The following is a 23,819-nucleotide window of genomic DNA, read 5'->3' as shown; positions in this document are numbered from 1 at the left end:
CCCGGGACCAACCATAGCCACGTTCGCCGACGCATCTGGCGTGTCGGGACCGGAAAGCCGCGCACGGCATACCGGGTATGTGGGAAGGTTCGAGCACATCGATTCGAGCAGGGGACCCGATGACGCAACCACCGCACGAGCCACGACGACCTGAGCAGCAACCGCCGGGGATGCCGCCACCGGGGACAGCGCCGCCACCGACCCAGCCGTATGCCGCCGCGTCGCCGACCGCGCAGCCGTCACCGAACACGGTCGCGGACTTCCTCGCCGCCTTCGGCGGTGACGTCGAGGCCGCGGTCGCCGCCCTCCGCGCGCACCACCCCACCACCGGGGCCGGCATCTCACCGATCCCGAGCCGGCCGCGACGGCAGCGGTCCGGCGACCACATCATCACCGTCACCGACCTGCAGAAGACCTACCGGATGGCTCGGCAGCGGGTCGCGGCGCTCGGTGGCGTGTCCCTCGAGATCGACCGAGGCGAGTTCGTCGCGCTCACCGGCGCGAGCGGCAGCGGCAAGAGCACCCTGCTCCAGCTCATCGGCGGGCTCGACAAGCCGAGCGGAGGCAGCGTCGTCGTCGACGGGGTGAACATCGGCAAACTCAGCGACGCCAAGCTCTCCCGGTTCCGCAACCAGACCATCGGCTTCGTCTTCCAGTTCTTCTACCTCCAGCCGTTCCTGCGGCTCACGACGAACACCGAGGTGCCGGGCATGTTCGCCCGCGCCCCCCGCAAGCAGCGCCGCGCCCACGCGCAGGCCCTCATCGACGAGGTCGGTCTCGGCGACCGGTCCCGTCACCTTCCCCGGGAGATGTCCGGCGGGCAGATGCAGCGCGCCGCGATCGCGCGCGCCCTGCTCAACCGCCCACCGATCCTGCTCGCCGACGAGCCGACCGGCAACCTCGACAGCGCGACCGGCGCCTCGATCATCGAGCTCTTCGAACGCATCCGCGACGAGTTCGGCACGACCGTCGTCATCGTCACCCACGACGACGACCTCGCCCGCCGCGCCGACAGAACCATCCGACTCAGTGACGGTCGCATCGTGCCGCAGGGCGTGGTCGCATGATCGGCTTCCGTGACTCGATCACCCTGGCGCACACCAAGATCCGCTCCAAGCGCATCCGGATGCTCATCACGACCATCGTCTCCGGCCTGCTCTTCGGCATCATCGGCGGTGGCGTCCTGCTCTTCGACGGCACCTCGGCCAGCGTCGACCGCTTCGCCGACGAGAACCTCGGCGGCCGCTACCTCGTGCAGGGGACCCCGACCATCCCCGCCGACCAGGCCTTCCCGAACCCCGAGGACCCCGCGCTTCTCAAGACCATCACGGCCGAGCACGCGGCATACCTCGAGGAACGCAAGGCGGCCGCGAAGAAGTACGACATCGACGACTACGACCCCAAGGACGAGGTGCCCGCCGTCGTCGACAACCCCTATGGCGATCCGAGCATCCCGGCCGGCCAGCGCAAGATGGTCAACCAGGAGTCCGTCGTCTGGAAGCGCCACCTCGCAGAGGTCTACGAGAAGGCGAGCGCGAACGCCAAGGCCACCCCGGAGGCGTTCGCGACGGCGGCACGGGCCGACGGCGCCACCGAGACCTACCAGCCGAAACCGTTGCGCTCGCTGGCCCTCACCTTCCTCAAGGACGGACGCGAGGACCTCACCAAGGTCGTGACACCCGAGGAACAGCAGGCGCAGATGGAGAACGGTCCACCGTCGAGCATCGAGTCCTCGGAGCTCACCCTCCTCGACGACGAGCTCGTCAGCGCGTTCGTCACCGACCCGAGCACGCGCGGCACGCCGAAGGGCATCCCGGTCCTCGTCCCGGTTGACGACGTCGTCGCGACCCTCGGCGCGCAGCTCGGACTGTCGAAGCGGCCCAAGGACAGCGCAGCGCAGATCGACTGGTTCCGCGAGGTGAAGGAGAAGTCCAACGGCGTCACCTTCACGGAGTGCTACCGCAACGCCGCCGAGAACACGCGGGTCGAGGAGGCTCGCCAGCAGGCCGCGGAGATCGCCGCGAACGCCAAGAAACCCGGCTGGACCAAGCCCTCCCGCATCCTCGCGCTGCCCACCACCCCGTGCGGTGAGGTGACCGTCGCCTCCGACACCCGCAGCGCACGGGAGAAGAAGGCCGACGCGAACCGGGAGGCGTTCGAGGCGCAGTTCGAGCCGAAGGAGGCGCCGCGCGCCGAGCTGCTCACCTTCCAGGTCGTCGGCGTGCTGCCGTCCGACCAGAGCTCGATGAGCGGGCTGGAGGCGGTCATCGGCGGCATCGTCGGCACCCGGTTCGGCTACGGGTCGATCGTCCCCGCCGGGCTCCTCGAGGCGGTGCCGGCCGCCCTGCGCGGGGGCGACCTGCTCACGAAGCCGCCCGTCACGACGACACCGGACCAGATGATGTTCGGCCCGTACGGTCCGGACGCGGCGTTCATCGCCTCGTTCCCGACGGTCGAGCAGGCCAAGACCTTCCTGCGCTCCCAGGCCTGCCCCGGCATGGACAGCTTCGCCGGTGACGTGTACTACGAGTGCGGGAAGGCGTTCTCGGTCGGCACCTACGGGTCGAACTACCTGGTCGTCGACGACATCGCCCGGCAGGGACGACCCTTCCTCATCGGCATCCTCGCGGTGCTGTTCGGTATCGCGACGATCATCATCTGGGCGATGATGGGCCGCGTCATCGCCGACTCCCGGCGCGAGACCGCCGTCTTCCGGGCGATCGGCGCGAAACGGTCCGACATCATCGGCGTCTACCTGCTCTACTCGCTGTGGGTGGCGCTACGGATCGCGCTCTTCGCGGCGCTGCTTGCCGCAGCGATTGCCGTCGCCATCGAGTACCTCTATGCCGAACGCGCTACTCGCGCAGCGCAGCTCGCGTATGGCGTGTTCGACGGGGACGCGCGGTTCCACTTCCTCGGGGTGCCCGGTCCGGTGTTCTGGGCCATCCTCGGCGGGATCATGCTCATGGCGCTCGTCGCCATCACTCCCCCGCTGCTGCGCAACATCCGCCGCAACCCGATCAGGGACATGCGCGACGAGTGAGAGAGCGGTCGTCCTGCATGCCATCGTGGAGGACGACCGCTTTCTACCCTACGGTAGACAAACGGCATACACTGCTCTCATGGCCTCCTTGAACATCAAGGACCCCGAGGTCCACCGGATGGCGCACGAGCTGGCGACGAGACGGCACACGACTGCGACCGGCGCGGTCCGCGATGCGCTGCGCGAGGCCCTGCAGCGTGAGCAGCGCAGCCGCGAAGGGATGGTCGAACGACTCAGGCAGATCGGTCGACGTTCCGCGGCCCGGCCCGAGCCGTTCCTCACCGACGACGACCTCTACGACGAGCACGGCCTCCCGAGGTGATCGTCGACACGTCCGCGATCATCGCGATCCTGCGCCAGGAGCCGGAAGCCGACACGTTCTCGCACCTGCTCAACGACAGCCCGGCGGTGAGAATCGCCGCGCCCACCGCCCTGGAGACCTACCTCGTCGCGGGGCCGACCCGATCCGTCGACGTCGAGGAGGTGCTGGGGCTGGGGATCGAGGTCGTCGCCTTCACCGAGGAGCACCTCGCGGTCGCTCACCACGCGCACATGACCTATGGCCGGGGGTCGGGCTCGCCGGCCCGCCTCAACTACGGCGACTGCTTCAGCTACGCCTTGGCCAAGGTGACCGGCGAGCCGCTGCTCTTCAAGGGTGACGACTTCGTCCACACCGACATCCAGTCGGCGACGGGCACCTGATCAGGGCGCGCGGGGCGCCACCCAGACGTCGCGGATGACCTCGAGCTGTCCGAGGTGCTGCGCGAGCTCCTCGTAGACGTGGAGCAGCACTGCACCCTGCGTCTCGTATGCCGTGAGGTCCCGGTCGGTGGGCGGGTTCACCGGCGGTGCGGCCCCCAGTAGCCCATGACCCCGGCGACGTGGGCGATGAGCCCGTATGCCGTGTTGGCGCCGTCCAGCCCCGGCGGCCGCGCACTCACGCGCGCGTCGCCGAGCTCACGCGCGAGAACGGCATACCCGTCGAGGGCGCGGTCGCAGAAGCTGAGGAGCTCGTCGGAGGTGACCACGTGACGAGCCTTTCACGTCAACCACTAACCACGGGTTACCTCGGCGGGCCACAATGGCGCGACACCACTCCCCGGCAAAGGAGCCACTGAGCATGAGCAGCACGGAGTCCAACCTCGCCTCGGCCCTCGTCCGCACGGCGACCGAGATGCCCGATCGTCCGGCCCTCAAGGTCAACGGCCAGGACATCACCTACCAGCAGCTGCTCGGGATGTCGGCGAAGCTCGCAGGAGCGTTGCGCGCCAATGGGATCGAGCCCGGAGACCGGGTCGCGCTCATCCTGCCCAACGTGCCGGCGTTCCCGGTTGCGTTCTTCGGCACGTTGCTCGCCGGTGGTGTCGTCGTGCCGATGAACCCGCTGCTCAAGTCGGGTGAGATCGACTTCTTCTTCACGAACTCCGGCGCCAAGGTCGCGTTCGTCTGGCCGGACTTCGTCGAGGAGGCGACCAAGGGCGCGCAGAACTCGGGGACGACGATCGTCGAATGCGGCCCACTCGGCCCGGTCGAGGGCTCCTTCGAGGGCGGCGAGCCGATCACCGAGCCGACCGAGCGCGCGGGCGACGACACCGCGATCATCCTCAACACGTCGGGTACGACCGGCCGGCCCAAGGGCGCCGAGCTCACCCACGACAACGTCTCCCTCAACGCGATGCGCTCGGCCGAGGTCATCCAGACCCTCACGTCGGACGACGTCGTCATGGGCTGCCTGCCGCTCTTCCACGTCTTCGGCCTCGTCGTCGGCCTCAACGCCGCGGTGCGGGTCGGTGCCTCGCTCGCGCTCATCCCCCGCTTCGACCCGGCGGCCGCGATCAAGGTCATCGGCGACGAGAAGGTCACCGTCATGCAGGGTGTGCCGACGATGTATGCCGCGATCCTCAACCACCCGGACTCGGACAGCCTGGATGCGTCGTCTCTGCGCACCTGTGCGTCGGGTGGGTCGGCCATGCCGCACGAGGTGATGAAGGCGTTCGAGGAGAAGTTCGACTGCGCGATCCTCGAGGGCTACGGGCTGTCCGAGACCTCGCCGGTGGCGTCGTTCAACATGCCCGACCGCGAGCGCAAGCCCGGCACGATCGGGGTGCAGATCCCCGGCTGCGAGATGCGGATCGTCGACGACGAGGGCAACACCCTGGCCGACGGCGAGGTCGGCGAGATCGCGATCCGTGGCGACAACGTCATGAAGGGCTACTGGCAGAACCCCGAGGCGACGGCCCAGGCCATCCCGGACGGCTGGTTCCGCACCGGCGACCTGGCCACCCGTGACGAGGAGGGCTACTTCACGATCGTCGACCGCAAGAAGGACATGATCCTGCGCGGCGGCATGAACGTGTACCCGCGCGAGGTCGAGGAGGTCATCTACACCCACCCCGACGTCCTCGAGGTCGCGGTCGTCGCGGTGCCGGATGAGCTGCTCGGTGAGCAGGTCGGCGCCGGCGTGGCCTTGCGCGAGGGCTCGACGGCGACGGAGCAGGACATCATCGACTTCACCAAGGAGCGGATCGCGGCCTACAAGTACCCGCGCCTGGTGTGGTTCGTCGACGAGCTGCCCAAGGGCCCGACGGGCAAGATCCTGCGCCGCGAGGTCAAGGCCCCAGAGAGCGAGCAGACTGCGGCGTCCGCCGACGCCTGAACCGAACCGCTCCCGGTCAGCGGGGCGCGGCGCTCGGCTCGCCGTCGAGGTCTCGGCTCGTGCGAGTTCCCGCGAGCCGAGACCTTCGTGGCGAGCCGAGCCCGGTCGCCGGGGCGTTGATGACGGCCGCCGCGGCAAGGACGATCGCGAAGCCGACGAGCTCCCAGACCGTGAGCGCCTCGCCGAGGACGAGGACGCCGAGCAGCACCGACACGATCGGGATGAGGTAGGTGATCGTCGAGCCGACGATCGGACCCGCGCCGCGCACGACGTCGAACTGCAGGATGTAGGCCGCCCCGGTCCCGACCATGCCGAGCGCGAGGATGCACAGCAGCGGCAGCCACGGCCACCCGCCTCCGGCACCGCCGGCCTCGATGCCGGACGTCCCGAGCCGGGCCCGGTCGTACGCCCACACCGACGAGATGCCGCCCGGCTGCAGCAGCCCCCACACGATCGTCGCGGGCACCATGAGCAGCGTGCCCATGAGCAGCGTCGCCGCGGGCTGGCTGAGCCCGCCGAGGTCCGCGCCGGCGAGGAAGCGCCGGTTGTACGTCCAGCCCACGCCATAACAGGCACCGCCGAGCAGGGCCATCCCGAAGCCGAGCAGGTCGGGCCGCTCCGAGGTCCACGGCTGCATGATCGTCACGACCCCGGCGAACCCGACGACGACCGCGAGCGCCTTGGCCCGGGTCGTCCGGGCACCGGGGAGGAAGGCCATCGTCGCCAGCACAGTGGCGATGGGCGTGGTCGCGTTGCCGATGCCCGCGAGCGCCGAGCCGACCCGCGTCTCGGAGAGGGCGAAGAGCGTGAACGGGAGGGCGCCGAGCAGCAGTCCCGTGACGACGAGGTGTCCCCAGACCCAGCGCTCCCCCGGGCCGCGACCGGGCAGCCGGCCGCCACGCAGCCACAGCAGGACGAGGATCGTCGCCGCGCCCGTTGCGAGGCGCAGCATGGCGATCTGGACGGCGCCGAGCGACTCCAGCCCGACCTTCATGAGCAGGAAGCTCGACCCCCAGATGAGGACGAGCGCGAAGTACTTGACCTGCCATGGCACCCTCGGCGCGGCGCTGTCCGGCATCAGCCGTCCTCCTTCTCGGTGATCTCTCGAGCCGCGTCGGCGGCCACCCGTTGAACGGTGACGGCCTGGGGTGGTGTGAGTCCGGGCAGCCCGCACGCGGGGGTGACGGTGACCTCGGCAAGGCGAGCGGACGGCATACCGACCGCGGCGAAGCCGTCGGCGACCCGCCGCGTGGCTTCACGAACGGCCCCCGCGGGCGACGTCACCGGGGCAGTCGGGACGACGCCGGCCCACAGCCGTATGCCGGTCTCGAGCGCTGCGGCGACAGCCTCCCACCGCTGTGGTCCGGCGTCGGTGAGGTCGAGCGCGAGCGCGCTCGCCCCGGTGCCCGCGAGGATCTCGACCGGCGCCGTGGGGTCGCAGGTGTGCAGGACGACGTCACCGGCATACGCCTCCCGGACCTCCCGTATGCCGCGCGCGACCTCCGCGCGGTCGACCGCGCGCACGCGTCCGTAGCCGGAGGCGGTGGGGAGCCGTCCGGCGAGGACGGCGACGACGGACGGCTCGTCGAGCTGGACGGTGAGCTCGGCGCCGGGGACGAGTCGCTGAACCTCGCCGACGTGACGGCGCACGCCCTCGGCGAGGGAGGCGACGAGGTCGCGGCGGGCGCCCTCGTCGGAGACGACCCGCTCCCCGCGGGGCAGCTCGATGGACGCGGCGAGGGTCCACGGGCCGGCGACCTGGATCTTGAGCGGGCCGGCATACCCGTCGTAGGCCTCGGCGAGCTCGTCGAGGTCCTGACGCCACAGCGAGCCGGCTCGGGCGAGGTCGCGACCGGGCCGGTCGGTGAGCCGCCAACCGGAGGGCTCGAGCCCGACGGGCAGGTCGACGAGGAGGGCGGCGGACCGCCCGATGATGTCGGACCCCGGCCCGCGAGAAGGCAGTTCGGGCAGGTAGGGGATGCCCAGGCCGTCGACGTCGGTGAGGAGGTCGCGGACCGTGACGATGGCCTCGCGGGCCGAGTCGCCGGGCCAGGAGCCGATGCCGGAAACGTGCGTCACGGCGACACTCTGGCACGCCCGGCCGACGCCGTCAGCATCGGCGTCGGCCGGGTACGCTCAGGACCTCAGAGGACGTCGTGGCCGGGTTGCGGCTCGGACGGGATCGTGCCGAGGCGCCCCGCCTGGAAGTCCTCGAACGCCTGCATGAGCTCGGCGCGCGTGTTCATGACGAACGGGCCGTAGGCCGCGACGGGCTCGCGGATCGGGCGCCCGCCCATGATGTAGAGGTCGAGGCTGGGGCTGCGGCTCTCCTGGTTGTCGTCGGCGCGGACCTCGATGACGTCGCCGCCACCGAGCACGGCGAGCTGGCCCATCCGCAGCGGCTGCCGGTCGGCGCCGATGCTGCCCTTGCCGGCGAGCGCGTAGACGAGGGCGTTGTAGCCGGGGTTCCACGGCAGCCGCACCTGCGCACCGGGCGCGACGGTGGCGTGCACGATCGAGATGGGCGTGTGGGTGATGCCCGGACCCTCGTGCCCGTCGAGCTCGCCCGCGATGACGCGCAGCAGCGCACCACCGTCGGGGCTGGAGAGCAGGGCGACGTCGCCGCCGCGGATGTCCTGGTAGCGGGGCGGGGACATCTTCATCGTGCTGGGGAGGTTGACCCACAGCTGCAGGCCGTGGAAGAGCCCGCCGCTCATGACGAGCTGCTCCGGCGGCTTCTCGATGTGAAGCAGGCCGGACCCGGCGGTCATCCACTGCGTGTCGCCGTCGGTGATCGAGCCGCCACCGCCGTGCGAGTCCTGGTGGTCGAAGACGCCGTCGATCATGTACGTCACGGTCTCGAAGCCGCGGTGCGGGTGCCACGGGGTGCCCTTGGGTTCGCCCGGGGCGTACTCGACCTCACCCATCTGGTCCATGTGGATGAACGGGTCGAGGGCGGCGAGGTCGACGCCGGCGAAGGCGCGGCGGACGGGGAAGCCCTCGCCCTCGAAGCCCTGCGGGGCCGTGGTGATGCTGCGCACGGGCCGGGTCGCGGCCTCGGGAAGCGGCTCGGTGACGCGCGGGAGGGTGAGGATGTTGTCGACGGTCACGGCAGGCATGTCGGTGGCTCCTTCGGTTCGGGACGGTGCCGGTGCGGCGTCGTCACCACGTCCAACCTAGTTGAACCTTAAACTATTTCGTATGCCGGGCGCCGACCTGGTGAGGCGGCTCCCCGACCCGCTCGCGCAGGGACGTCGCGGTGATCGTCGCCGAGCCCACGACCCGGGTGCCGTCGTAGAGCACGACCGACTGCCCTGGCGCCACACCCCGCACGCGCGAGTCGAGACGGACCCGCAGGACGTCGGGGTCGTCGACGTCGAGCTCGGCCCACGCCGGGATCTCCTCACCGTGCGCCCGGATCTGCGCACCCACCCGCACTTCACCCGTCGGAGCCTCTCCGCACCAGCGGGCGTGCTCCGCGGTGATGACGTCGACCCCGAGCAGGTCCTGGGTCCCGATGAGCACCCGGTTCGCCCCCGCCTCGACCCCGACGACATAGCGCGGCTCACCGTCGAGGGAGGACCGGTCGAGCCCCAGCCCCCGGCGTTGGCCGACGGTGAACCCGTAGGCACCCGCGTGCGAGCCGACGACCTCCCCACTCGTCGCGTCGACGATCTCGCCCGGCTGCTCCCCGAGCTCGCGCGTGAGGAACCCGCGGGTGTCACCGTCGGCGATGAAGCAGATGTCGTGCGAGTCCGGCTTCTTCGCCACCGAGAACCCCCGGGCCGCAGCCTCCTCGCGGATCTGCGGCTTCGTCGTGTCACCGAGCGGGAAGAAGGCGCGCGCCAGCTGGTCGGCGTCGAGGACCCCGAGGACGTAGGACTGGTCCTTCGCGGAGTCGACCGCGCGGTGCAGCTCGCGCCGCACCACACCGTCCGAGCCGACGCGCTCGACGACCTGCGCATAGTGCCCGGTCGCGACGGCGTCGAAGCCGAGCGCCACCGCCCGGTCGAGCAGCGCGGCGAACTTGATCGACTCGTTGCACCTCAGGCAGGGGTTCGGGGTGCGGCCGGCGCGGTACTCCGCGACGAAGTCGTCCATGACGTCACGCTGGAACCGGTCGGCCATGTCCCACACGTAGAACGGGATCCCGAGCCGGTCGGCGACCCGACGCGCGTCCCCGGCGTCCTCGATGGTGCAGCATCCCCGCGCCGACTCGCGCAGCGTCGCGGCCGACCGGGAGAGCGCGAGGTGGACGCCGACGACGTCGTGGCCCGCGTCGAGCATCCGGGCGGCGGCGACAGCGGAGTCGACGCCGCCACTCATCGCGGCGACGACGCGCATCAGGCAGCCCCACTGGCCCGACGCGCCCGATCGACGACACCCGGCAGGGCGGCGAGGACGGCGTCGACGTCGGCGTCGGTCGACGTGTGCCCGAGCGAGAGCCGCAGCGCACCGCGGGCCTCGCGCTCGGTGTAGCCCATGGCGAGCAGGACGTGGCTCGGCTGCGGCACCCCGGCCTGGCACGCCGAGCCGGTCGAGCACTCCACCCCGGCCGCGTCCAACAGGTAGAGCAGCGAGTCGCCCTCACACCCCGGCACGAGGAGGTGCGCGTTGCTCGGCAGCCGCCCGGACGCGTCGGCCTCGTGCCAGCACCCGCTCACCGTGATGCCGAGGTCGAGCGCCAGCGCACCCTTGACGAGCCGGTCCCGCAGGGCGGTGAGGCGCGCGGCACTCGCCTCGCGCTCCGCGACCGCCTCGTCGAGGGCAACCGCGAACGCCCGTATGCCGGCCGCGTCCACCGTGCCCGAGCGCACCTGCCGCTCCTGCCCGCCTCCGTGCGACAGCGGGACGAGCGCGGCGTCGCGACGGACGAGGAGGGCGCCGATGCCGACCGGCCCGCCCACCTTGTGCGCCGTCACGGTCATGAGATCGGCGCCGCTCTCGGCGAAGTTCACCGGGACCTGCCCGACCGCCTGGACGGCATCGGTGTGGAACGGCACCCCGGCCTCGCGGGCGACGGCGGCGAGCTCGGGAACGCGCTGGACCGTGCCGACCTCGTTGTTGGCCCACATGACGCTGACGAGCGCCGTCCCCGCGGCCGAGTCACCACCGAGCGCAGACCGCAGGTCGTCGACGGAGATGTGCCCGCAGCGGTCCGGCTCGAGCCAGGTCACCGTGGCGCCCTCAGCCTCCACGAGATGCTCGACCGAGTCGAGGACGGCGTGATGCTCGATGCCGCTCACGACGAGACGGGACGCGCCCACGGAGGCGCGGCGGGCGGCATACGTGCCCTTGATCGCGAGGTTGTCCGCCTCGGTGCCCCCCGACGTGAAGACGACCTCCGACGGGCGCGCACCGAGCGCGGCGGCGATCTGCTCGCGCGACTCCTCGACGACGGCGCGGGCGGCGCGGCCGGAGGAATGGAGCGACGACGGGTTCCCCACCCGCTGCGTCTGCGCGAGCCACGCGGCGCGCGCCGACTCCCGCATGGGGGTCGTCGCCGCGTGGTCCAGGTATGCCGTCACGAACGAAATTCTACGTCCGCCACGAACTACGACTCATTGCGACTTCGCAGAGCTCGTCGCTGCGTTCCTCACTCTGCGAAGTCGCAATCAGTCGGGTCTCAGCCCTTGGCCTTCTTGACGGCCTCGGTGGCCTGCGGCAGGACGGTGAAGAGGTCGCCCACGACGCCGAAGTCGACGAGCTCGAAGATCGGCGCCTCCTCGTCCTTGTTGACGGCGACGATCGTCTTCGACGTCTGCATGCCGGCGCGGTGCTGGATGGCGCCGGAGATGCCGGCCGCGACGTAGAGCTGCGGCGAGACCTGCTTGCCGGTCTGGCCGACCTGGTTGCTGTGCGGGTACCAGCCGGCGTCGACGGCGGCGCGCGAGGCACCGACCGCGGCGCCGAGGCTGTCGGCGAACTCCTCGACGGGACCGAAGTCGCCGCCGGTGCCGCGGCCACCGGAGACGACGATCGCCGCCTCGGTGAGCTCGGGACGGCCGGTGGCCTCCTTGGGCTTGGACTCGACGATCTTCGCCGCCTTGGCCGCGTCGGAGACGGTGACGTCGACGGCCTCGACCGTGCCGGCGGCCGGGGCGGCCTCGATGGCGACCGAGTTCGGCTTGACGGCGACGATCGCGGTGCCCTGGTTGACCGTGGCCTTGACGGTGTAGGAGCCGGCGAAGACCGACTGGGTGGTCTCGACGCCCTCGCCGCCGGCGGTGACATCGACCGCGTCGGTGATGACGCCGGAGTTCGTCTTGATGCCGAGGCGCCCCGCGATCTCCTTGCCCGCGGAGTTGCTCGGGATGAGCACGGCGACAGGGGAGGTCTTCTCGACGAGGGCCGCGAGGACCTCGGCCTGCGGGGCGACGAGGTACTCGAGCGCCTCGGGCGCGTCGAAGGTGTAGACCTTCTCGGCGCCGTACTTGGCGAGGGTGACCTGGGCGGTCTCGGCGCCGGGGCCGATGTGGACGGCGGACGGCTCGCCGAGACGGCGGGCGATCGTCAGCAGCTCGGCGGTGGACTTGCGGACCTTGCCGTCGACGTGGTCGACGAGGACGAGAACTTCAGCCATGGGGACGTCTCCTCAGAGGAACTTCTGGGCGGACAGGAACTCGGCGAGCTTGGCGCCACCGTCACCCTCGTCGGTGACGATCTGGCCCTGCTCGCGCGGCGGGCGCTTGGCGAACGAGGTCACCGTGGTCCAGGCGGCGTCGAGCCCGACCTGGCCGGCGTCGACGCCCAGGTCCGCAAGGGTCCAGGTCTCGACGGGCTTCTTCTTCGCGGCCATGATCCCCTTGAAGGAGGGGTAGCGCGGCTCGTTGATCTGGTCGGTGACCGACACCAGGGCCGGCAGGGACGACTCGATCGTCTCGGACGCGGCGTCGCCGTCGCGGCGGATCTTCAGGCCCTGGCCGTCGACGGTGAGCTCGGACGCGTAGGTCACCTGCGGCAGACCGAGGCGCTCGGCGACCATGGCGGGCACGACGCCCATGACACCGTCGGTCGAGCTCATGCCCATGAGGACGAGGTCGGGGTTCTCGCCGCCGGCGGCCTTCTTCACGGCCTCGGCGAGGATGAGCGAGGTGGCCGCGGCGTCGGAGCCGTGGATCGCCTCGTCGCTGACGTGGACGCCCTTGTCGGCGCCCATCTGGAGAGCCTTCTTCACGGCGTCGAGCGCCTGCTCGGGCCCCACGGTGACGACGGTGACCTCACCCTCGCCGGACTCGGCGATCTTGAGCGCCTCCTCGACGGCGTACTCATCGATCTCCGAGAGGAGACCCTCGACCCCGTCGCGGTCGGTGGTGTTGTCCGCCTCGTTGAAGGTGCGGTCGGCCTGTGCGTCGGGCACGTACTTGACGCAGACGACGATGTTCATGCGTGCCTCGTCCTTTGTCTCTGGTGGGTGTGTGTCTCTGGTGGGTGCGCAGGTGTGTGGTGTCCCTGCGGTAGGTCAGGTCCGAGCGTATGCCGGGCGCTCCCCTCCCGGACAATCCTGGCGGCGTGATTCCTGTCGCAGAACGCGATTCTGGGCAAGCACCACCGAGGACCACGTCAGTGCGGGACCATCGACGGACACCCCGAGCCCGAGGGAGACCGCCGGTGATCAAGGTCCTGCTTGTCGACCACGTGGACGACGACGTGCGCGACGTCGTCGACGATGCCCGCGCGACGATGCAGGTCCTCCTCCTCACGGACTCGACCGTGGGCGCGGACGCAGCGGTCCGCGGGTCCGACGCCGTCGACGGGGTGGTCTCCGGTGCCGAGCTCGGGCTCGCCCGTCCGGACCCGGACCTCTTCAGCGCCATCGCCCTGCGGGAGGGGCTCCTGCTCGGCGAGCTCGCCGTCGTCGACAGCGCTCCCGAGATGATCGCGGCCGCCGAGATGCTCGGCATCCGGTCGCACCTGTATGCCGGCCGGGCCGGCCTGCGTGAGTTCGTCGCCGGCCTGTCCGGCTGAGTCGACGAGCGCAGCCGGGGCGTGCCGGCCTCAGGCGCCCTCGAAGGTCGCCTTGCCCGGGCCGTTCTCGATGAACGAGTGCATGCCCGTCTCGCGGTCCTTCGTCGCGAAGAGCGAGGCGAAGAGCAGCCGCTCGATCTCGAGCCCGCTCTGCAGGTCGACCTCGAGACCGGAGTCGATGGCCTCCTTCGCCGCGCGGATCGCGTAGGCCGGCCCACCGGCATACCGGCTCATCATCTCCTTCGCGGCGGCGAGGACGGCCTCCGAGCCCTTCTCCCCCGGGTCGACGACGGCGTCGACGAGCCCGATCGCGAGCGCCTCCTCGGCGTCGACGAAGCGACCCGTGAAGATGAGGTCCTTGGCCTTCGCCGGGCCGATGAGCCGCGCGAGGCGCTGCGTGCCACCGGCACCGGGGATGACGCCGAGGAGCACCTCGGGCTGGCCGAGCTTGGCGTCCCTGGCCGCGATGCGGAAGTCGCAGGCGAGGGTCACCTCGCAGCCACCGCCGAGGGCGTAGCCGGTGATCGCAGCGACCGTCGGCTTGGGGATCCGGGCGAGGGCGCGGGTGAAGTCCTGGAAGAGCATCGAGTGGTCGACCATGTCCGTGTAGGACCAGTCGGCCATCTGCTTGATGTCGACGCCGGCCGCGAAGACCTTCTCACCGCCGTAGACGATGACCGCGAAGACGTCCTTGCGCTCGGTGGCCTCGGCCGCCGCCGCCATGATGCCGCGCTGGACGTCCGCGTCGAGCGCGTTCATCGGGGGACGGTCGAGACGAATGACCCCGATGCCGTCCTCGACCTCGAGCCGCACGACCTCGCTCATGCTCAGCTGCCCTGACCGGGCTGTCCCGGCTCACCCGGCTGACCCGGCTGACCGCCCGGACCGGCCTGACCCGGCTGGCCATTGGCCTCGGGAGCGCCGCCGGCGTCCGGGCCGGGCTCGCCTGCCTGGCCTGCCTGACCCGACTGGCCCGGCTCGAGACCGAGCGCGCGCTCGTGCCAGAGCTGCACGGCCGAGAGGATGATCGAGGTGCTCACCTGCACCAGGGTGTTGAGATCGGCCTGCGGGGTGACGATGTGCTCGCTCGTGACGACGAGGGTGTTGTTGGCGACGCCGGTCTTGACGCAGTTGAGGGAGAGGTTGACCTCGTTGCACGTCGCGGCGACCTTCTCGGGGTCGGCGGCGATCTCGTCGGGCAGGGTCCACTGGCCGAAGACGCGCATCACGGGGAGCTCGCCCTCGGTGACGCGGATGAAGATCGTCTGGTCGTTGGCCTGGTAGGCGACGTCGCCGTCACCGTCGATGTTGGGCTGGGCACCGGCGTCGACGAGGACGTCGAGGACGCGGCCGCGCAGCGGGTGCTCGTTCGCCGGCGGCGGGAAGTTCGGGAGGGACGTGGGATCGCTCATGGGTCCACCATGTCACGGCCGCCGCCGGTCGTGCGAGGGCGGCGAGCGAGGACGGCGACGCGCGGGCCCCGGGGCTGCCGAGACGAGGCTCGCTCCATCAATAGGCTGCCTGCCATGACGCCGCTGACGTCCGCCACGCCCGTCTCGTCCCTGCAGGTCTCCCGGGACCTGCCACCGGCTCCGGGGGTCACGGTCGTCGAGGGTGGTGTCGACGTCAGCGTGTATGCCGGTCACGCCGACTCCGTCGAGCTCTGCCTCTTCGACGAGGGTGACACCGACGGCTCGACCGAGCGACGAGTGCCCCTCGTCGACCACGCCTACGGCTGGTGGTTCGGGTTCGTGCCCGACGTCGGCGTCGGCCAGCGCTACGGCTTCCGCGTCTCGGGCCCGTGGGACCCCGAGCAAGGGCTGCGGCACAACCCCGCGCAGCTCCTCATGGACCCCTACGCGAAGGCGATCGAGGGGGAGGTTCGCTGGGGCCCGAGCGTCTACGGGCACGTCGTCGACGACACGACCTGGGACGGGGACGGCAGCACCCCGTCGGAGTCGAACTCGGCCCCGGACGTGCCGCGCTGCGTCGTCGTCGACACCCGGTTCGACTGGGGCGAGGACGCGCCACCGCGCACCACTCGCAGCGAGACCGTCATCTACGAGACGCACGTCCGCAACCTCACCGAGCAGCTGCCGGGCGTCCCCGAGGAGCTGCGCGGCACGTATGCCGGGATGGCCCACCCGGCGACCCTCGAGCACCTCACGAGCCTCGGCGTCACGGCGGTCGAGCTGCTGCCGGTCCACTCGTTCGCGTCCGAGCCCGCCCTCGTCCAGAAGGGCCTGGCGAACCATTGGGGCTACAACACCCTGGGCTTCTTCGCGCCGCACGCGGCGTATGCCGCAGCGCAGGACCCGCAGGGCGTGCTCGACGAGTTCAAGGGCATGGTCAAGCTGCTGCACGCGGCCGGTCTCGAGGTCATCCTCGACGTCGTCTACAACCACACGGCCGAGCAGAGTGTGACGGGCGCGACGCTGTCGTTCCGGGGCCTCGACAACCGCGCCTACTACCGCCTCGACGAGCGCGGCCGCGACATCGACGTCACGGGCACGGGCAACACGCTCGACCTGCGCCACCCCGTCATGTGCCGGCTCGCCCTCGACTCGCTGCGCTACTGGGTGGAGGAGTGCCACGTCGACGGCTTCCGCTTCGACCTCGCGGTCGCCCTCGGCCGCGGGCGGACCGACGAGTTCGACCCGGACCACCCGTTCCTCGTCGGGGTGCGCACCGACCCCGTCCTGTCGAGGACCAAGCTCATCGTCGAGCCCTGGGACGTCGGGATGCACGGCTGGCGCACCGGCCAGTTCCCGCCACCGTTCGCCGAGTGGAACGACCGGTTCCGCGACACGGTCCGCGACTTCTGGCTCGCGGACCACCGCCCGGGCGTGCCGGGCCAGGCCCCCCGCGGCGTCCAGGACCTCGCGACCCGCCTCGCCGGCTCGCGCGACCTCTTCGGCACCCACGACCGCGGGCCCACCGCCTCGATCAACTTCGTCACCGCCCACGACGGCTTCACGCTCGCCGACCTCACGGCATACAACGAGAAGCACAACGAGGCCAACGGTGAGCAGGGTCGCGACGGCTCGGACGGCAACCGCTCGTGGAACCACGGCGTCGAGGGGCCGACCGACGACGAGGCGATCCTCGCGATGCGCCGACAGTCGATGCGCAACCTGCTCGGGACGCTCCTCCTGTCGAGCGGCATCCCGATGGTCAACGCCGGCGACGAGATCGGACGCACCCAGCAGGGCAACAACAACCCCTACAACCAGGACAACGCGACGACGTGGTTCGACTGGGACGTCGAGCCCTGGCAGCAGGACCTGCTCGCGACGACACGCCACCTCCTCGCCATCCGGCGCGAGCACCCGGCGCTGCGGCAGCGGACCTGGGCCGAAGGACGGGAGGTCCACGAGGACGGCTCGCTCGACCTCGCGTGGTACGGCCCGGACGGCGAGCCGATGACCGACTGGTCCGACCCCGGCGAGCGGACCCTGCAGATGCTCGTCGGTGGCGCCTGGCTCGGACACGAGTCGGTGCTCGTCGTCCTCCACGGCAGCCGGGACGAGAAGCAGGTGACGCTTCCACGGGCACCGGGCCTCACGGCATACCGGCTGCTCTGGGACAGCGTCTGGGAACGCCCCGAGGACGGCGCCACGACGGCCGCCGGGGAGACGGTCACTCTCACACCGTTGAGCATGCGCGCGTATGCCGTGACCGACCCGACGTAGGCGGGTCACCTCGGGCCTGTGGAAAAGTCCGCGGCCGATTCCGTGATTTTCCCTAGCGTGCGGGCATGCAGTCCACCATTTCGCTCGCCCTCACCGTGCGACCCCGGTCCCGGTCCGGGGACGCCGTCGACCTCCGGGTCACCGCGCCGCACGGCACCACGTTGGCAGACGTGCTGCCGCTCCTCGCCGAGGCCACGGGCGAGCCGCCCGGCGCGGTGAGTTGTCGTGGTGCAGCGCTGGGCCCGGACGCGACGTGGGGTGCTCCTCCCCTGCTCCACGGAGCGACGCTGTGTCTCGACGACCCCCACCCGACCGGTTCGCCACGGCCCTCGACGGCGACCGCGGTCGACCTCGTCGTCGTGGCAGGGCCCGACGCCGGCCGTCGGGTGGCGGTGCCGCGCGAGGGCCTCGTCGTCGGGCGCTCCGCCGGCATCGGGCTGAGTCTCGCGGACGACAGGCTGAGTCGTCGCCATGCGCGAATCTCGCCTGAGGACAATGGATTTCGCGTGCTCGACCTGGGATCCACCAACGGCCTGCGCTGCGGCGGGACCGACATCCCCCCGGGAGGCGAGCACGACGTCGACGGGTCGGAGCTCATCGGTCTCGGTGACAGCGTGGCGCGTCTGGCGAGGGCCGGTACAGCCACGGCCCCGACCACCGCTCGCGGCGACGGGAGGGTCGCGGTGAACCGCTCGCCGCGCCCCCTGCCACCCCGCCGCAGCGCCGTGGTCCGGGCTCCTCGCGCCCCCGACGCACCGCGACGCGGCCGGATCCCGTGGCTCTCGGCAGCGCTGCCAGTGCCGTTCGCGGCCCTGCTGGCGTTCTTCTTCGGGCCGCAGATGCTCGCCTTCGCGCTGCTCTCCCCGCTCATGCTCGTCGGCAGTGTCGTCGGCGATCGCTGGTCCGGGCGTCGTGAACACGCCCGAGAGCTGGCCCAGCACGCCGAGGAGCTGGCCGCGCGGCGCTCAGAGCTCGACGAGCTGCACCGCCTCGAGCGGCACGAGCGGTGGGCCGAGCTGCCCGATCCGGCCACCGTGCTCGAGATCGCGAACGGCCCCGGCGCACGCCTCTGGGAGCGCCGCCGCGGGGCGGCCGACGCGGGACGTGTCCGTCTTGGCGTCGGCGACCTGCCGGCTCGCACCGCCTGGGTGCCGGACGACGGCATGAGCGGGAGCGGCGAACCGCAGCACCTGACTCTCGCCCAGCTGCCGGTCGAGGTCGGGCTGGACGAGGTCGGCGGACTCGGCATCGCCGGGCCCGCGGACGACGTCGCCGGCGTGCTGCGCCAGGTGCTGGGCCAGCTGGTCACTGCCCACTCGCCCCGCGACCTGCGACTCGTCGTCCGCGCCGGCGTGCGCCATGACGAGCCGCAGTCGTGGACGCGCTGGCTGCCGCACACGACCGCATACGGCGACGCGTCGACGTGCCTCGAGGCGCTGCGGCAGGTGGTCCGCACCCGTGAGGAGGAGCGCGAGCACGGCGGTCGCACGGCCTGGCCCACCGTCGTCGCGGTCCTGCCGGATGCGGACGCCGACCCCACGGCGGGTGAGCTCGCGGATCTGCTCGAGCGCGGCCGCGAGCTCGCCGTCCACTGTCTCGTCGGCGCGCAGCGAGCCGCCGCGCTTCCCGCCGCCTGTCACGCGGTGGTCACCATCCACGACGGTCGTGCCCGCCTGGACGTCGACGGCTCCGACCCCGTGCCGAGCTTCGTGCCCGACCGGACCCGGTGGTGGTGGGGCGAGCGGCTCGGTCGAGCCCTCGCCCCGCTCGTCGACGCCGCCGGGGACGCAGAGGCCCTGCCGACGTCGCTCGACCTCGCCGAGGCGACCTCATGGCTCGACCCGGAGTGCGCCGCCCGGACCATCTCCGACCAGTGGTCGACGACCGACGGCCGCCCCGTCGCCGTGCTTGGCCGTACGGCCGGTGACGACTGGTCCGTCGACCTCTCGACCGACGGACCCCACCTACTCGTGGGCGGCACGACCGGCTCGGGCAAGTCCGAGCTGCTGCGCACCCTCGTGACCTCCCTGGCCCTGCACTCCTCGCCCGAGGACGTGACCTTCGTCCTCGTCGACTACAAGGGCGGGTCCGCCTTCGGGGAGTGTGCCGACCTGCCGCACACGGTCGGACTCGTGACGAACCTCGACGAGGGCCTCGCTCGCCGAGCCCTCACGAGCCTCGAGGCCGAGATCACCCGGCGCGAGCGGCTGCTCGCCGACTCGGGCGCCCGCGACTTCGACGACCACCGTCGACGACGTGGCGGACTGCCCCGCCTCGTCATCGTCATCGACGAGTTCCGCGTCCTCGCCGACGAGCTGCCCGACTTCGTCGACGGAGTGGTCTCCCTCGCCGCCGTGGGCCGCTCGCTCGGAGTGCATCTCATCCTCGCCACCCAGCGGCCCGCGGGTGCGATCACGGCCGACATCCAGGCCAACGTCAACCTGCGCATCGCGATGCGGGTCCGCGACGTGGCCGACTCGCAGGACGTCATCGGCTCCGCCGATGCCGCCCACCTTCCGGCGGACCGCCCGGGGCGCGGGTTCGCCCGCGGAGGCGACGGCGAGCTCGTCGAGTTCCAGGCCGCCCGGGTCGGCACGCCCGGGGAGTCGCGGCGTCTCGATGTCGTCGCCCTTGATGCCCAGTGCCAAGCGCTCGGCCCCGTGCGGTCCACGAACCTCGACGCCGCCACCGGCACGGCCGCCGTCACGGCGCTTGACCTCGCAGCCCTGTCCGCCGCCGCCGGCGAGGCCGCCCGCGCTCTCTCGCTCGACACACCTCACCGACCCTGGCTCCCCGCGCTCAGCGAGCAGCTCACCCCGGCAGGCCTTCCCCGCGACGCGGTCGGGCTCGCGGACCTGCCAGCCGAGCAGCGCCAGGTCCCGGTCTCCCATCGGGCGAACGAGGGACACTGGCTCGTCGTCGGCGGCCCTCGGTCCGGGCGCTCGACGGCGCTGCGGACCATCCTCGCCTCCCACGTCGCCGAGCCGGGCTCGGACCTCTCGGCCTACGTCATCGACACGAGCGGCGACCTCGCCGACCTCGAGGAACTCCCCCACGTCGGGGCCGTCGTGCACGCTGCGGAGACGACGCGCGTGCGCCGCCTGCTCGACCTGCTGCGCACGAGCCGGGACACGGCCACCGAGCGCGAGGGCCGCCGGCCGGGCTCCACCGCCCGCCGCCCGGCGGCGAGCACGCTGCTCCTGGTCGACGGGTGGGAGCGGCTCGACTCCGACGACGACTTCGCCCTGGGCGGCGTGCGTGACGGACTACTCGACCTGCTGCGGTCAGGCGACCCCTCGCTGCGCGTGGTCGTCACGGGCGACCGGTCGCTGCTCACCGGCAAGCTCTCCACCATCGCGTCGCAGACCCTGCTCCTCCCGCTCGCGGACCCTGCCGACGCCGTGCACGCCGGCCTCTCGCGCCGGGACCTGCCGGCCAGCAGGGCTCCCGGTCGGGCCATCCGCCTCGGCGACCGGGTCGAGCTGCAGCTGGCGCGTCGCGACCCGCACCGGGAAGCGGCGGAGCGCGATCCCCGGGTCGCCCCGCCCACCCCGGTGACGCGACTGCCGCACCTCGTCGACCACGACACGGTGCTCACGGGCCACGGCGCGCTGTTCCGCGCGCCCGACGCGCTCGCGGACACCGAGTATCCGGCGACCGGCCCCGTCCCAACGCTGGGGCTGGCCGTCGGCCTGTCCGCCAGCACCGGAGGAGTCGCCATGGTGGACCCCGCACGGATGGGTCGACGCCTGCTCGTCATCGGCCACCCCGGCACCGGACGGTCCTGTGCCCTCGCCGCCATCGGACGTTCCGCGGCGGCTGCGGGCCGCACGGTCGCGGTCGTCGAGGGGGCGACCGGAACGGTGGCCCGCGCGGTGGGCACCTCGCTGCGCGTGCACCCGTGGGACGTCGAGGCGCTCGTCGCGGCCCGACGCGAGCATCCCGACCTGGTCGTGCTCGTCGACGATGCCGAGCAGGTCGAGGGGAGCGCCGCGGAGCCGGTTCTCGAGGAGATCACCTCCCTCGTGGAGCGCGACGGTGGACTCGTCGTCGCCGCGACGACACCGACCGTCGCGAGCACGACGTTCCGGGGCCTGGTCGCGACCCTCGCCCGGGCGCAGGCCGGCCTGCTCCTCTCCCCGCGCACCCCAGCGGACGGTGACACGTTCGGCATCCGGGCCCCACGCGGTGTGGACCAGACGCCGGGTCGAGCCCTGCTGGTCGCGGGACGTCGCCATGACGAGGTGCAACTCGCCCTCGTCCGCACCGCCCGGGAGGTCGCCGCCTGACCGGGGAACTCGCGTTGGTGGCCGATCGTTCACGCTCTCGGCCGCGGCATCGGTCGGTGGACGTACGACCTCCGGGCGCGAGATTCGCACACGAAATTGTGGGTCGGGCGTGCTGCCGCCGAAGAATCTCGCGAGATGGAACTCGTGACGAAATTGGGTCGCAGGGTCTAGACTGAAAGTTCGGACGCCTGTGTGTGTCCGCACGGTTTGCAAGGACGCAGCCCTCCGCTGGTCCCGCACCACCGTGCGCGCGGCCAGCACCACTGAACTCCACGGACAAGGAGCACCACCCATGGATTGGCGCGACCGCGCTGCCTGCCTCGATGAGGATCCCGAGCTGTTCTTCCCGATCGGGAACACCGGCCCGGCGATCATGCAGATCGAGGAGGCCAAGGCCGTCTGCCGCCGATGCGACGTCATCGACACCTGCCTCAAGTGGGCACTGGAGTCCGGTCAGGACGCCGGCGTCTGGGGCGGGCTCTCCGAGGACGAGCGCCGCGCACTCAAGCGCCGAAACGCTCGCGCACGACGCGCCGGCTGACCGCTCTCCCCGACCACCCTCACGGCCTCGCCTCGCGGCGGGGCCGTACTCATGCCCGGACGCGGCCGAGGCCGCGCCGCCCATTCTCAGCCGAGGGCACCGCTCAGCGGATGAGCACCGCTCAGCGCAGGTGCGTCGCTCAGCGCATGAGCGGCCGAAGCCGGGCCGTGAACTCGACGCGGGTGCCCTTGGGCTTCGCCGGCTCCCACCGGATCCGACCCTGGAGGTCCTGCACGAGCGAGGTGACGATGCGGGTGCCCAACCCCGCGAGCACCGGCCGGAACCCGGCCGGCAGGCCGCGACCGTCGTCGGTGATCGTCACGGTGAGCCCGTCGACGCCCGGTTCGACCTCCTCGCGCTGCACGGCGACCTCGATCCGCCCACCCCGCTCGGCGAGTCCGTGCTCGACGGCGTTCTGGACGAGCTCGGAGACGATCATCGCGAGCGAGGTCGCGTCCTCGGCCCGCATCCGGCCGAACGAACCGGTCACCGCGGACTCCACGGGGTGCTCGGTGACGGCCACGTCGACGACGGCTCGCAGGCCCCGCACGGCGATCTCGTCGAAGTCGACGGTCTCGTCGATGCCCTGGCTCAGCGTCTCGTGGACAAGGGCGATGGTGCCGACCCGGCGGACGGCCTCGTCGAGCGCGGTTCGCGCCGTGGGGTCGGGGATGCGGCGTGACTGCAGACGCAGCAGCGCGGCGACGGTCTGGAGGTTGTTCTTGACGCGGTGGTGGATCTCGCGGATGGTCGCGTCCTTGGTGATGAGCTCCTGCTCTCGCCGGCGCAGCTCGGACACGTCGCGCAGCAGCAGCATCGCCCCGCCGCGCGTGCCGTTCTCGGTGAGCGGGATCGCGCGCAGGGTCACGCTGGCCGACGGGGTGGACACCTCCGTCCACCACGGCGCGCGACCGGTGACGACGACCGCGAGCGACTCGTCGACGGCCGTCCCCGACGCGTGCATGAGCTCGGTGACGACCTTGGCGAACACCTCGCCGATGACGTCGCCGCGATGGCCGAGGCGATGGATCGCACTGATCGCGTTGGGGCTCGCATAGAGCACGTTCCCCTCGAGGTCGAGGTGGACGACCCCGTCGCCGACGCGCGGGGCGCCACGCCGTATGCCGGTGGGCGCCGCGGTGCTCGGGAACTCACCTGCCGCGATCATCCGGACCAGCGCCTCGGCGAGGAGGCGGTAGGTCAGCTCGAGGCGGCTCGGGGTACGCCCGGTGACGACGTTGGTGTGCTGGGTGATGACCGCGAGCGCTCGCCCGTCTCGCACGACGGGGACGGCGACCTCGCGCACCGCGACCTCCCCGTGACGCTCGGGCTCGCGTCCGGTGACGATGCTGCGCTGTCGGTAGGCCGCGTCGAGGATCGAGTCGGGACGACGCGAGGCCGTGCGGCCCACGACGTCCTCGTAGAAGACCATCGGCCCGGTGTTGGGGCGGACGTGCGCCACCGCACGCCAGCCGTCGAGCCCCCACGGCACCCAGAGGACGAGATCCGCGAACGCGAGGTCCGCGACGAGCTGCCAGTCCCCCACGACGAGGTGGACCCACTCGATGTCGTGGTCCTCCAGCGCGGTCCCGGACCGCAACGACTCGGCGAGTGTGCTCACGCGCGAAAG

The 23,819-nt window shown here is 71.7% G+C and carries 21 protein-coding genes; 9 read left to right on the top strand and 12 right to left on the bottom strand.

What is annotated here, in order from left to right; genetic code table 11:
* Positions 1 to 119 precede the first annotated feature (119 nt).
* The 4 genes from BCF74_RS05165 to BCF74_RS05150 all read left to right on the top strand — a co-directional run bounded on the left by BCF74_RS05165 (position 120) and on the right by BCF74_RS05150 (position 3,745).
* Positions 120 to 1,067 (top strand): ABC transporter ATP-binding protein, encoded by a 948-nt coding sequence (locus BCF74_RS05165; RefSeq protein WP_245889223.1) that lies wholly within the window; start codon positions 120 to 122, stop codon positions 1,065 to 1,067.
* Positions 1,064 to 3,043: an FtsX-like permease family protein gene (locus tag BCF74_RS05160; protein ID WP_106296897.1), complete on the top strand. Its 1,980-nt coding sequence runs from the start codon at positions 1,064 to 1,066 to the stop codon at positions 3,041 to 3,043. The genes BCF74_RS05165 and BCF74_RS05160 overlap by 4 nt, the downstream gene beginning before the upstream one ends.
* A gap of 79 nt (positions 3,044 to 3,122) precedes the next feature.
* Positions 3,123 to 3,365 carry a type II toxin-antitoxin system VapB family antitoxin gene (locus tag BCF74_RS05155; protein WP_106296896.1) on the top strand — a complete coding sequence of 81 codons (243 nt, stop codon included), beginning with the start codon at positions 3,123 to 3,125 and terminating at the stop codon, positions 3,363 to 3,365.
* On the top strand, positions 3,362 to 3,745 hold the full coding sequence (locus BCF74_RS05150; RefSeq protein WP_106296895.1) for a type II toxin-antitoxin system VapC family toxin: 384 nt from the start codon (positions 3,362 to 3,364) through the stop codon (positions 3,743 to 3,745). The genes BCF74_RS05155 and BCF74_RS05150 overlap by 4 nt, the downstream gene beginning before the upstream one ends.
* Here the strand turns inward: BCF74_RS05150 and BCF74_RS17540 are convergent, their stop codons facing one another.
* Together BCF74_RS17540 and BCF74_RS17535 are read right to left on the bottom strand one after the other, a co-directional pair.
* Positions 3,746 to 3,886: a DUF664 domain-containing protein gene (locus BCF74_RS17540; protein ID WP_218279200.1), complete on the bottom strand. Its 141-nt coding sequence runs from the start codon at positions 3,884 to 3,886 to the stop codon at positions 3,746 to 3,748.
* Positions 3,883 to 4,071: a hypothetical protein gene (locus BCF74_RS17535; protein WP_218279199.1), complete on the bottom strand. Its 189-nt coding sequence runs from the start codon at positions 4,069 to 4,071 to the stop codon at positions 3,883 to 3,885. The genes BCF74_RS17540 and BCF74_RS17535 overlap by 4 nt, the downstream gene beginning before the upstream one ends.
* A 92-nt stretch (positions 4,072 to 4,163) precedes the next feature.
* On the opposite strand from BCF74_RS17535, the gene BCF74_RS05140 reads away from it, so the two are divergent.
* On the top strand, positions 4,164 to 5,699 hold the full coding sequence (locus tag BCF74_RS05140) for a long-chain-fatty-acid--CoA ligase (RefSeq protein ID WP_106296894.1): 1,536 nt from the start codon (positions 4,164 to 4,166) through the stop codon (positions 5,697 to 5,699).
* A 16-nt stretch (positions 5,700 to 5,715) separates the two neighbouring features.
* Here BCF74_RS05140 and BCF74_RS05135 read toward each other — a convergent pair whose 3' ends face one another.
* The 7 genes from BCF74_RS05135 to BCF74_RS05105 form a co-directional block, all read right to left on the bottom strand.
* Positions 5,716 to 6,777 carry a DMT family transporter gene (locus BCF74_RS05135; RefSeq protein ID WP_106296893.1) on the bottom strand — a complete coding sequence of 354 codons (1,062 nt, stop codon included), beginning with the start codon at positions 6,775 to 6,777 and terminating at the stop codon, positions 5,716 to 5,718.
* The gene (locus tag BCF74_RS05130; protein WP_106296892.1) at positions 6,777 to 7,778 is read right to left on the bottom strand and encodes a uroporphyrinogen decarboxylase/cobalamine-independent methonine synthase family protein; all 1,002 of its coding nucleotides are present in this window, start codon (positions 7,776 to 7,778) and stop codon (positions 6,777 to 6,779) included. Before BCF74_RS05130 ends, BCF74_RS05135 begins: the two co-directional genes overlap by 1 nt.
* A gap of 65 nt (positions 7,779 to 7,843) precedes the next feature.
* Positions 7,844 to 8,818, bottom strand: a complete 975-nt coding sequence (locus tag BCF74_RS05125; RefSeq protein ID WP_106296891.1) for a pirin family protein — start codon at positions 8,816 to 8,818, stop codon at positions 7,844 to 7,846.
* A gap of 73 nt (positions 8,819 to 8,891) precedes the next feature.
* A complete protein-coding gene (gene mnmA, locus BCF74_RS05120; RefSeq protein WP_106296890.1) occupies positions 8,892 to 10,043 on the bottom strand; it encodes a tRNA 2-thiouridine(34) synthase MnmA in 1,152 nt (383 codons plus the stop codon).
* Positions 10,043 to 11,227, bottom strand: a complete 1,185-nt coding sequence (locus BCF74_RS05115; protein WP_106296889.1) for a cysteine desulfurase family protein — start codon at positions 11,225 to 11,227, stop codon at positions 10,043 to 10,045. The genes mnmA and BCF74_RS05115 overlap by 1 nt, the downstream gene beginning before the upstream one ends.
* Before the next feature lie 98 nt (positions 11,228 to 11,325).
* Complete coding sequence (locus tag BCF74_RS05110; protein WP_106296888.1) at positions 11,326 to 12,282, bottom strand: electron transfer flavoprotein subunit alpha/FixB family protein; 957 nt, start codon at positions 12,280 to 12,282, stop codon at positions 11,326 to 11,328.
* Positions 12,283 to 12,294: 12 nt separating this feature from the next.
* Entirely contained in the window at positions 12,295 to 13,086 is a 792-nt protein-coding gene (locus BCF74_RS05105; protein WP_106296887.1) for an electron transfer flavoprotein subunit beta/FixA family protein, read from the bottom strand.
* Positions 13,087 to 13,310: 224 nt separating this feature from the next.
* Here BCF74_RS05105 and BCF74_RS05100 point away from each other — a divergent pair, with 224 nt between their 5' ends.
* Positions 13,311 to 13,667, top strand: a complete 357-nt coding sequence (locus BCF74_RS05100) for a hypothetical protein (RefSeq protein ID WP_106296886.1) — start codon at positions 13,311 to 13,313, stop codon at positions 13,665 to 13,667.
* A gap of 30 nt (positions 13,668 to 13,697) precedes the next feature.
* Here BCF74_RS05100 and BCF74_RS05095 read toward each other — a convergent pair whose 3' ends face one another.
* Together BCF74_RS05095 and BCF74_RS05090 are read right to left on the bottom strand one after the other, a co-directional pair.
* Entirely contained in the window at positions 13,698 to 14,492 is a 795-nt protein-coding gene (locus BCF74_RS05095; protein WP_106296885.1) for an enoyl-CoA hydratase/isomerase family protein, read from the bottom strand.
* 2 nt (positions 14,493 to 14,494) lie between these two features.
* Positions 14,495 to 15,079 carry a T3SS (YopN, CesT) and YbjN peptide-binding chaperone 1 gene (locus tag BCF74_RS05090; RefSeq protein WP_245889222.1) on the bottom strand — a complete coding sequence of 195 codons (585 nt, stop codon included), beginning with the start codon at positions 15,077 to 15,079 and terminating at the stop codon, positions 14,495 to 14,497.
* A 114-nt stretch (positions 15,080 to 15,193) separates the two neighbouring features.
* Between BCF74_RS05090 and glgX the strand changes: the two genes are divergently transcribed.
* From glgX to BCF74_RS05075, 3 genes are all read left to right on the top strand, one after another.
* Positions 15,194 to 17,359, top strand: a complete 2,166-nt coding sequence (glgX, locus tag BCF74_RS05085; protein WP_106296884.1) for a glycogen debranching protein GlgX — start codon at positions 15,194 to 15,196, stop codon at positions 17,357 to 17,359.
* A 65-nt stretch (positions 17,360 to 17,424) separates the two neighbouring features.
* A complete protein-coding gene (locus tag BCF74_RS05080) occupies positions 17,425 to 21,648 on the top strand; it encodes an FtsK/SpoIIIE domain-containing protein (RefSeq protein ID WP_106296883.1) in 4,224 nt (1,407 codons plus the stop codon).
* 292 nt (positions 21,649 to 21,940) lie between these two features.
* Positions 21,941 to 22,189, top strand: a complete 249-nt coding sequence (locus tag BCF74_RS05075; RefSeq protein WP_106296882.1) for a WhiB family transcriptional regulator — start codon at positions 21,941 to 21,943, stop codon at positions 22,187 to 22,189.
* 139 nt (positions 22,190 to 22,328) lie between these two features.
* Here BCF74_RS05075 and BCF74_RS05070 read toward each other — a convergent pair whose 3' ends face one another.
* Positions 22,329 to 23,810: a sensor histidine kinase gene (locus tag BCF74_RS05070; RefSeq protein ID WP_106296881.1), complete on the bottom strand. Its 1,482-nt coding sequence runs from the start codon at positions 23,808 to 23,810 to the stop codon at positions 22,329 to 22,331.
* Positions 23,811 to 23,819 lie beyond the last annotated feature (9 nt).

The organism is Knoellia remsis, assembly GCF_003002895.1.
Classification (GTDB): Bacteria; Actinomycetota; Actinomycetes; order Actinomycetales; family Dermatophilaceae; genus Knoellia; species Knoellia remsis.
The sequence above is the reverse complement of the archived record's forward strand: the minus strand, read 5'-3'. Positions and strand labels throughout refer to the sequence as shown.

What these genes read in the sequence shown, in the direction of transcription:
- BCF74_RS05165 (WP_245889223.1), top strand. Translation starts at nt 120, where the DNA reads ATGACGCAACCACCGCACGAGCCACGACGACCTGAGCAGCAACCGCCG.
- BCF74_RS05160 (WP_106296897.1), top strand. Translation starts at nt 1,064, where the DNA reads ATGATCGGCTTCCGTGACTCGATCACCCTGGCGCACACCAAGATCCGC.
- BCF74_RS05155 (WP_106296896.1), top strand. Translation starts at nt 3,123, where the DNA reads ATGGCCTCCTTGAACATCAAGGACCCCGAGGTCCACCGGATGGCGCAC.
- BCF74_RS05140 (WP_106296894.1), top strand. Translation starts at nt 4,164, where the DNA reads ATGAGCAGCACGGAGTCCAACCTCGCCTCGGCCCTCGTCCGCACGGCG.
- BCF74_RS05135 (WP_106296893.1), bottom strand. Translation starts at nt 6,777, where the DNA reads ATGCCGGACAGCGCCGCGCCGAGGGTGCCATGGCAGGTCAAGTACTTC.
- BCF74_RS05125 (WP_106296891.1), bottom strand. Translation starts at nt 8,818, where the DNA reads ATGCCTGCCGTGACCGTCGACAACATCCTCACCCTCCCGCGCGTCACC.
- mnmA (WP_106296890.1), bottom strand. Translation starts at nt 10,043, where the DNA reads ATGCGCGTCGTCGCCGCGATGAGTGGCGGCGTCGACTCCGCTGTCGCC.
- BCF74_RS05110 (WP_106296888.1), bottom strand. Translation starts at nt 12,282, where the DNA reads ATGGCTGAAGTTCTCGTCCTCGTCGACCACGTCGACGGCAAGGTCCGC.
- BCF74_RS05105 (WP_106296887.1), bottom strand. Translation starts at nt 13,086, where the DNA reads ATGAACATCGTCGTCTGCGTCAAGTACGTGCCCGACGCACAGGCCGAC.
- BCF74_RS05095 (WP_106296885.1), bottom strand. Translation starts at nt 14,492, where the DNA reads ATGAGCGAGGTCGTGCGGCTCGAGGTCGAGGACGGCATCGGGGTCATT.
- BCF74_RS05090 (WP_245889222.1), bottom strand. Translation starts at nt 15,079, where the DNA reads ATGAGCGATCCCACGTCCCTCCCGAACTTCCCGCCGCCGGCGAACGAG.
- glgX (WP_106296884.1), top strand. Translation starts at nt 15,194, where the DNA reads ATGACGCCGCTGACGTCCGCCACGCCCGTCTCGTCCCTGCAGGTCTCC.
- BCF74_RS05080 (WP_106296883.1), top strand. Translation starts at nt 17,425, where the DNA reads ATGCAGTCCACCATTTCGCTCGCCCTCACCGTGCGACCCCGGTCCCGG.
- BCF74_RS05075 (WP_106296882.1), top strand. Translation starts at nt 21,941, where the DNA reads ATGGATTGGCGCGACCGCGCTGCCTGCCTCGATGAGGATCCCGAGCTG.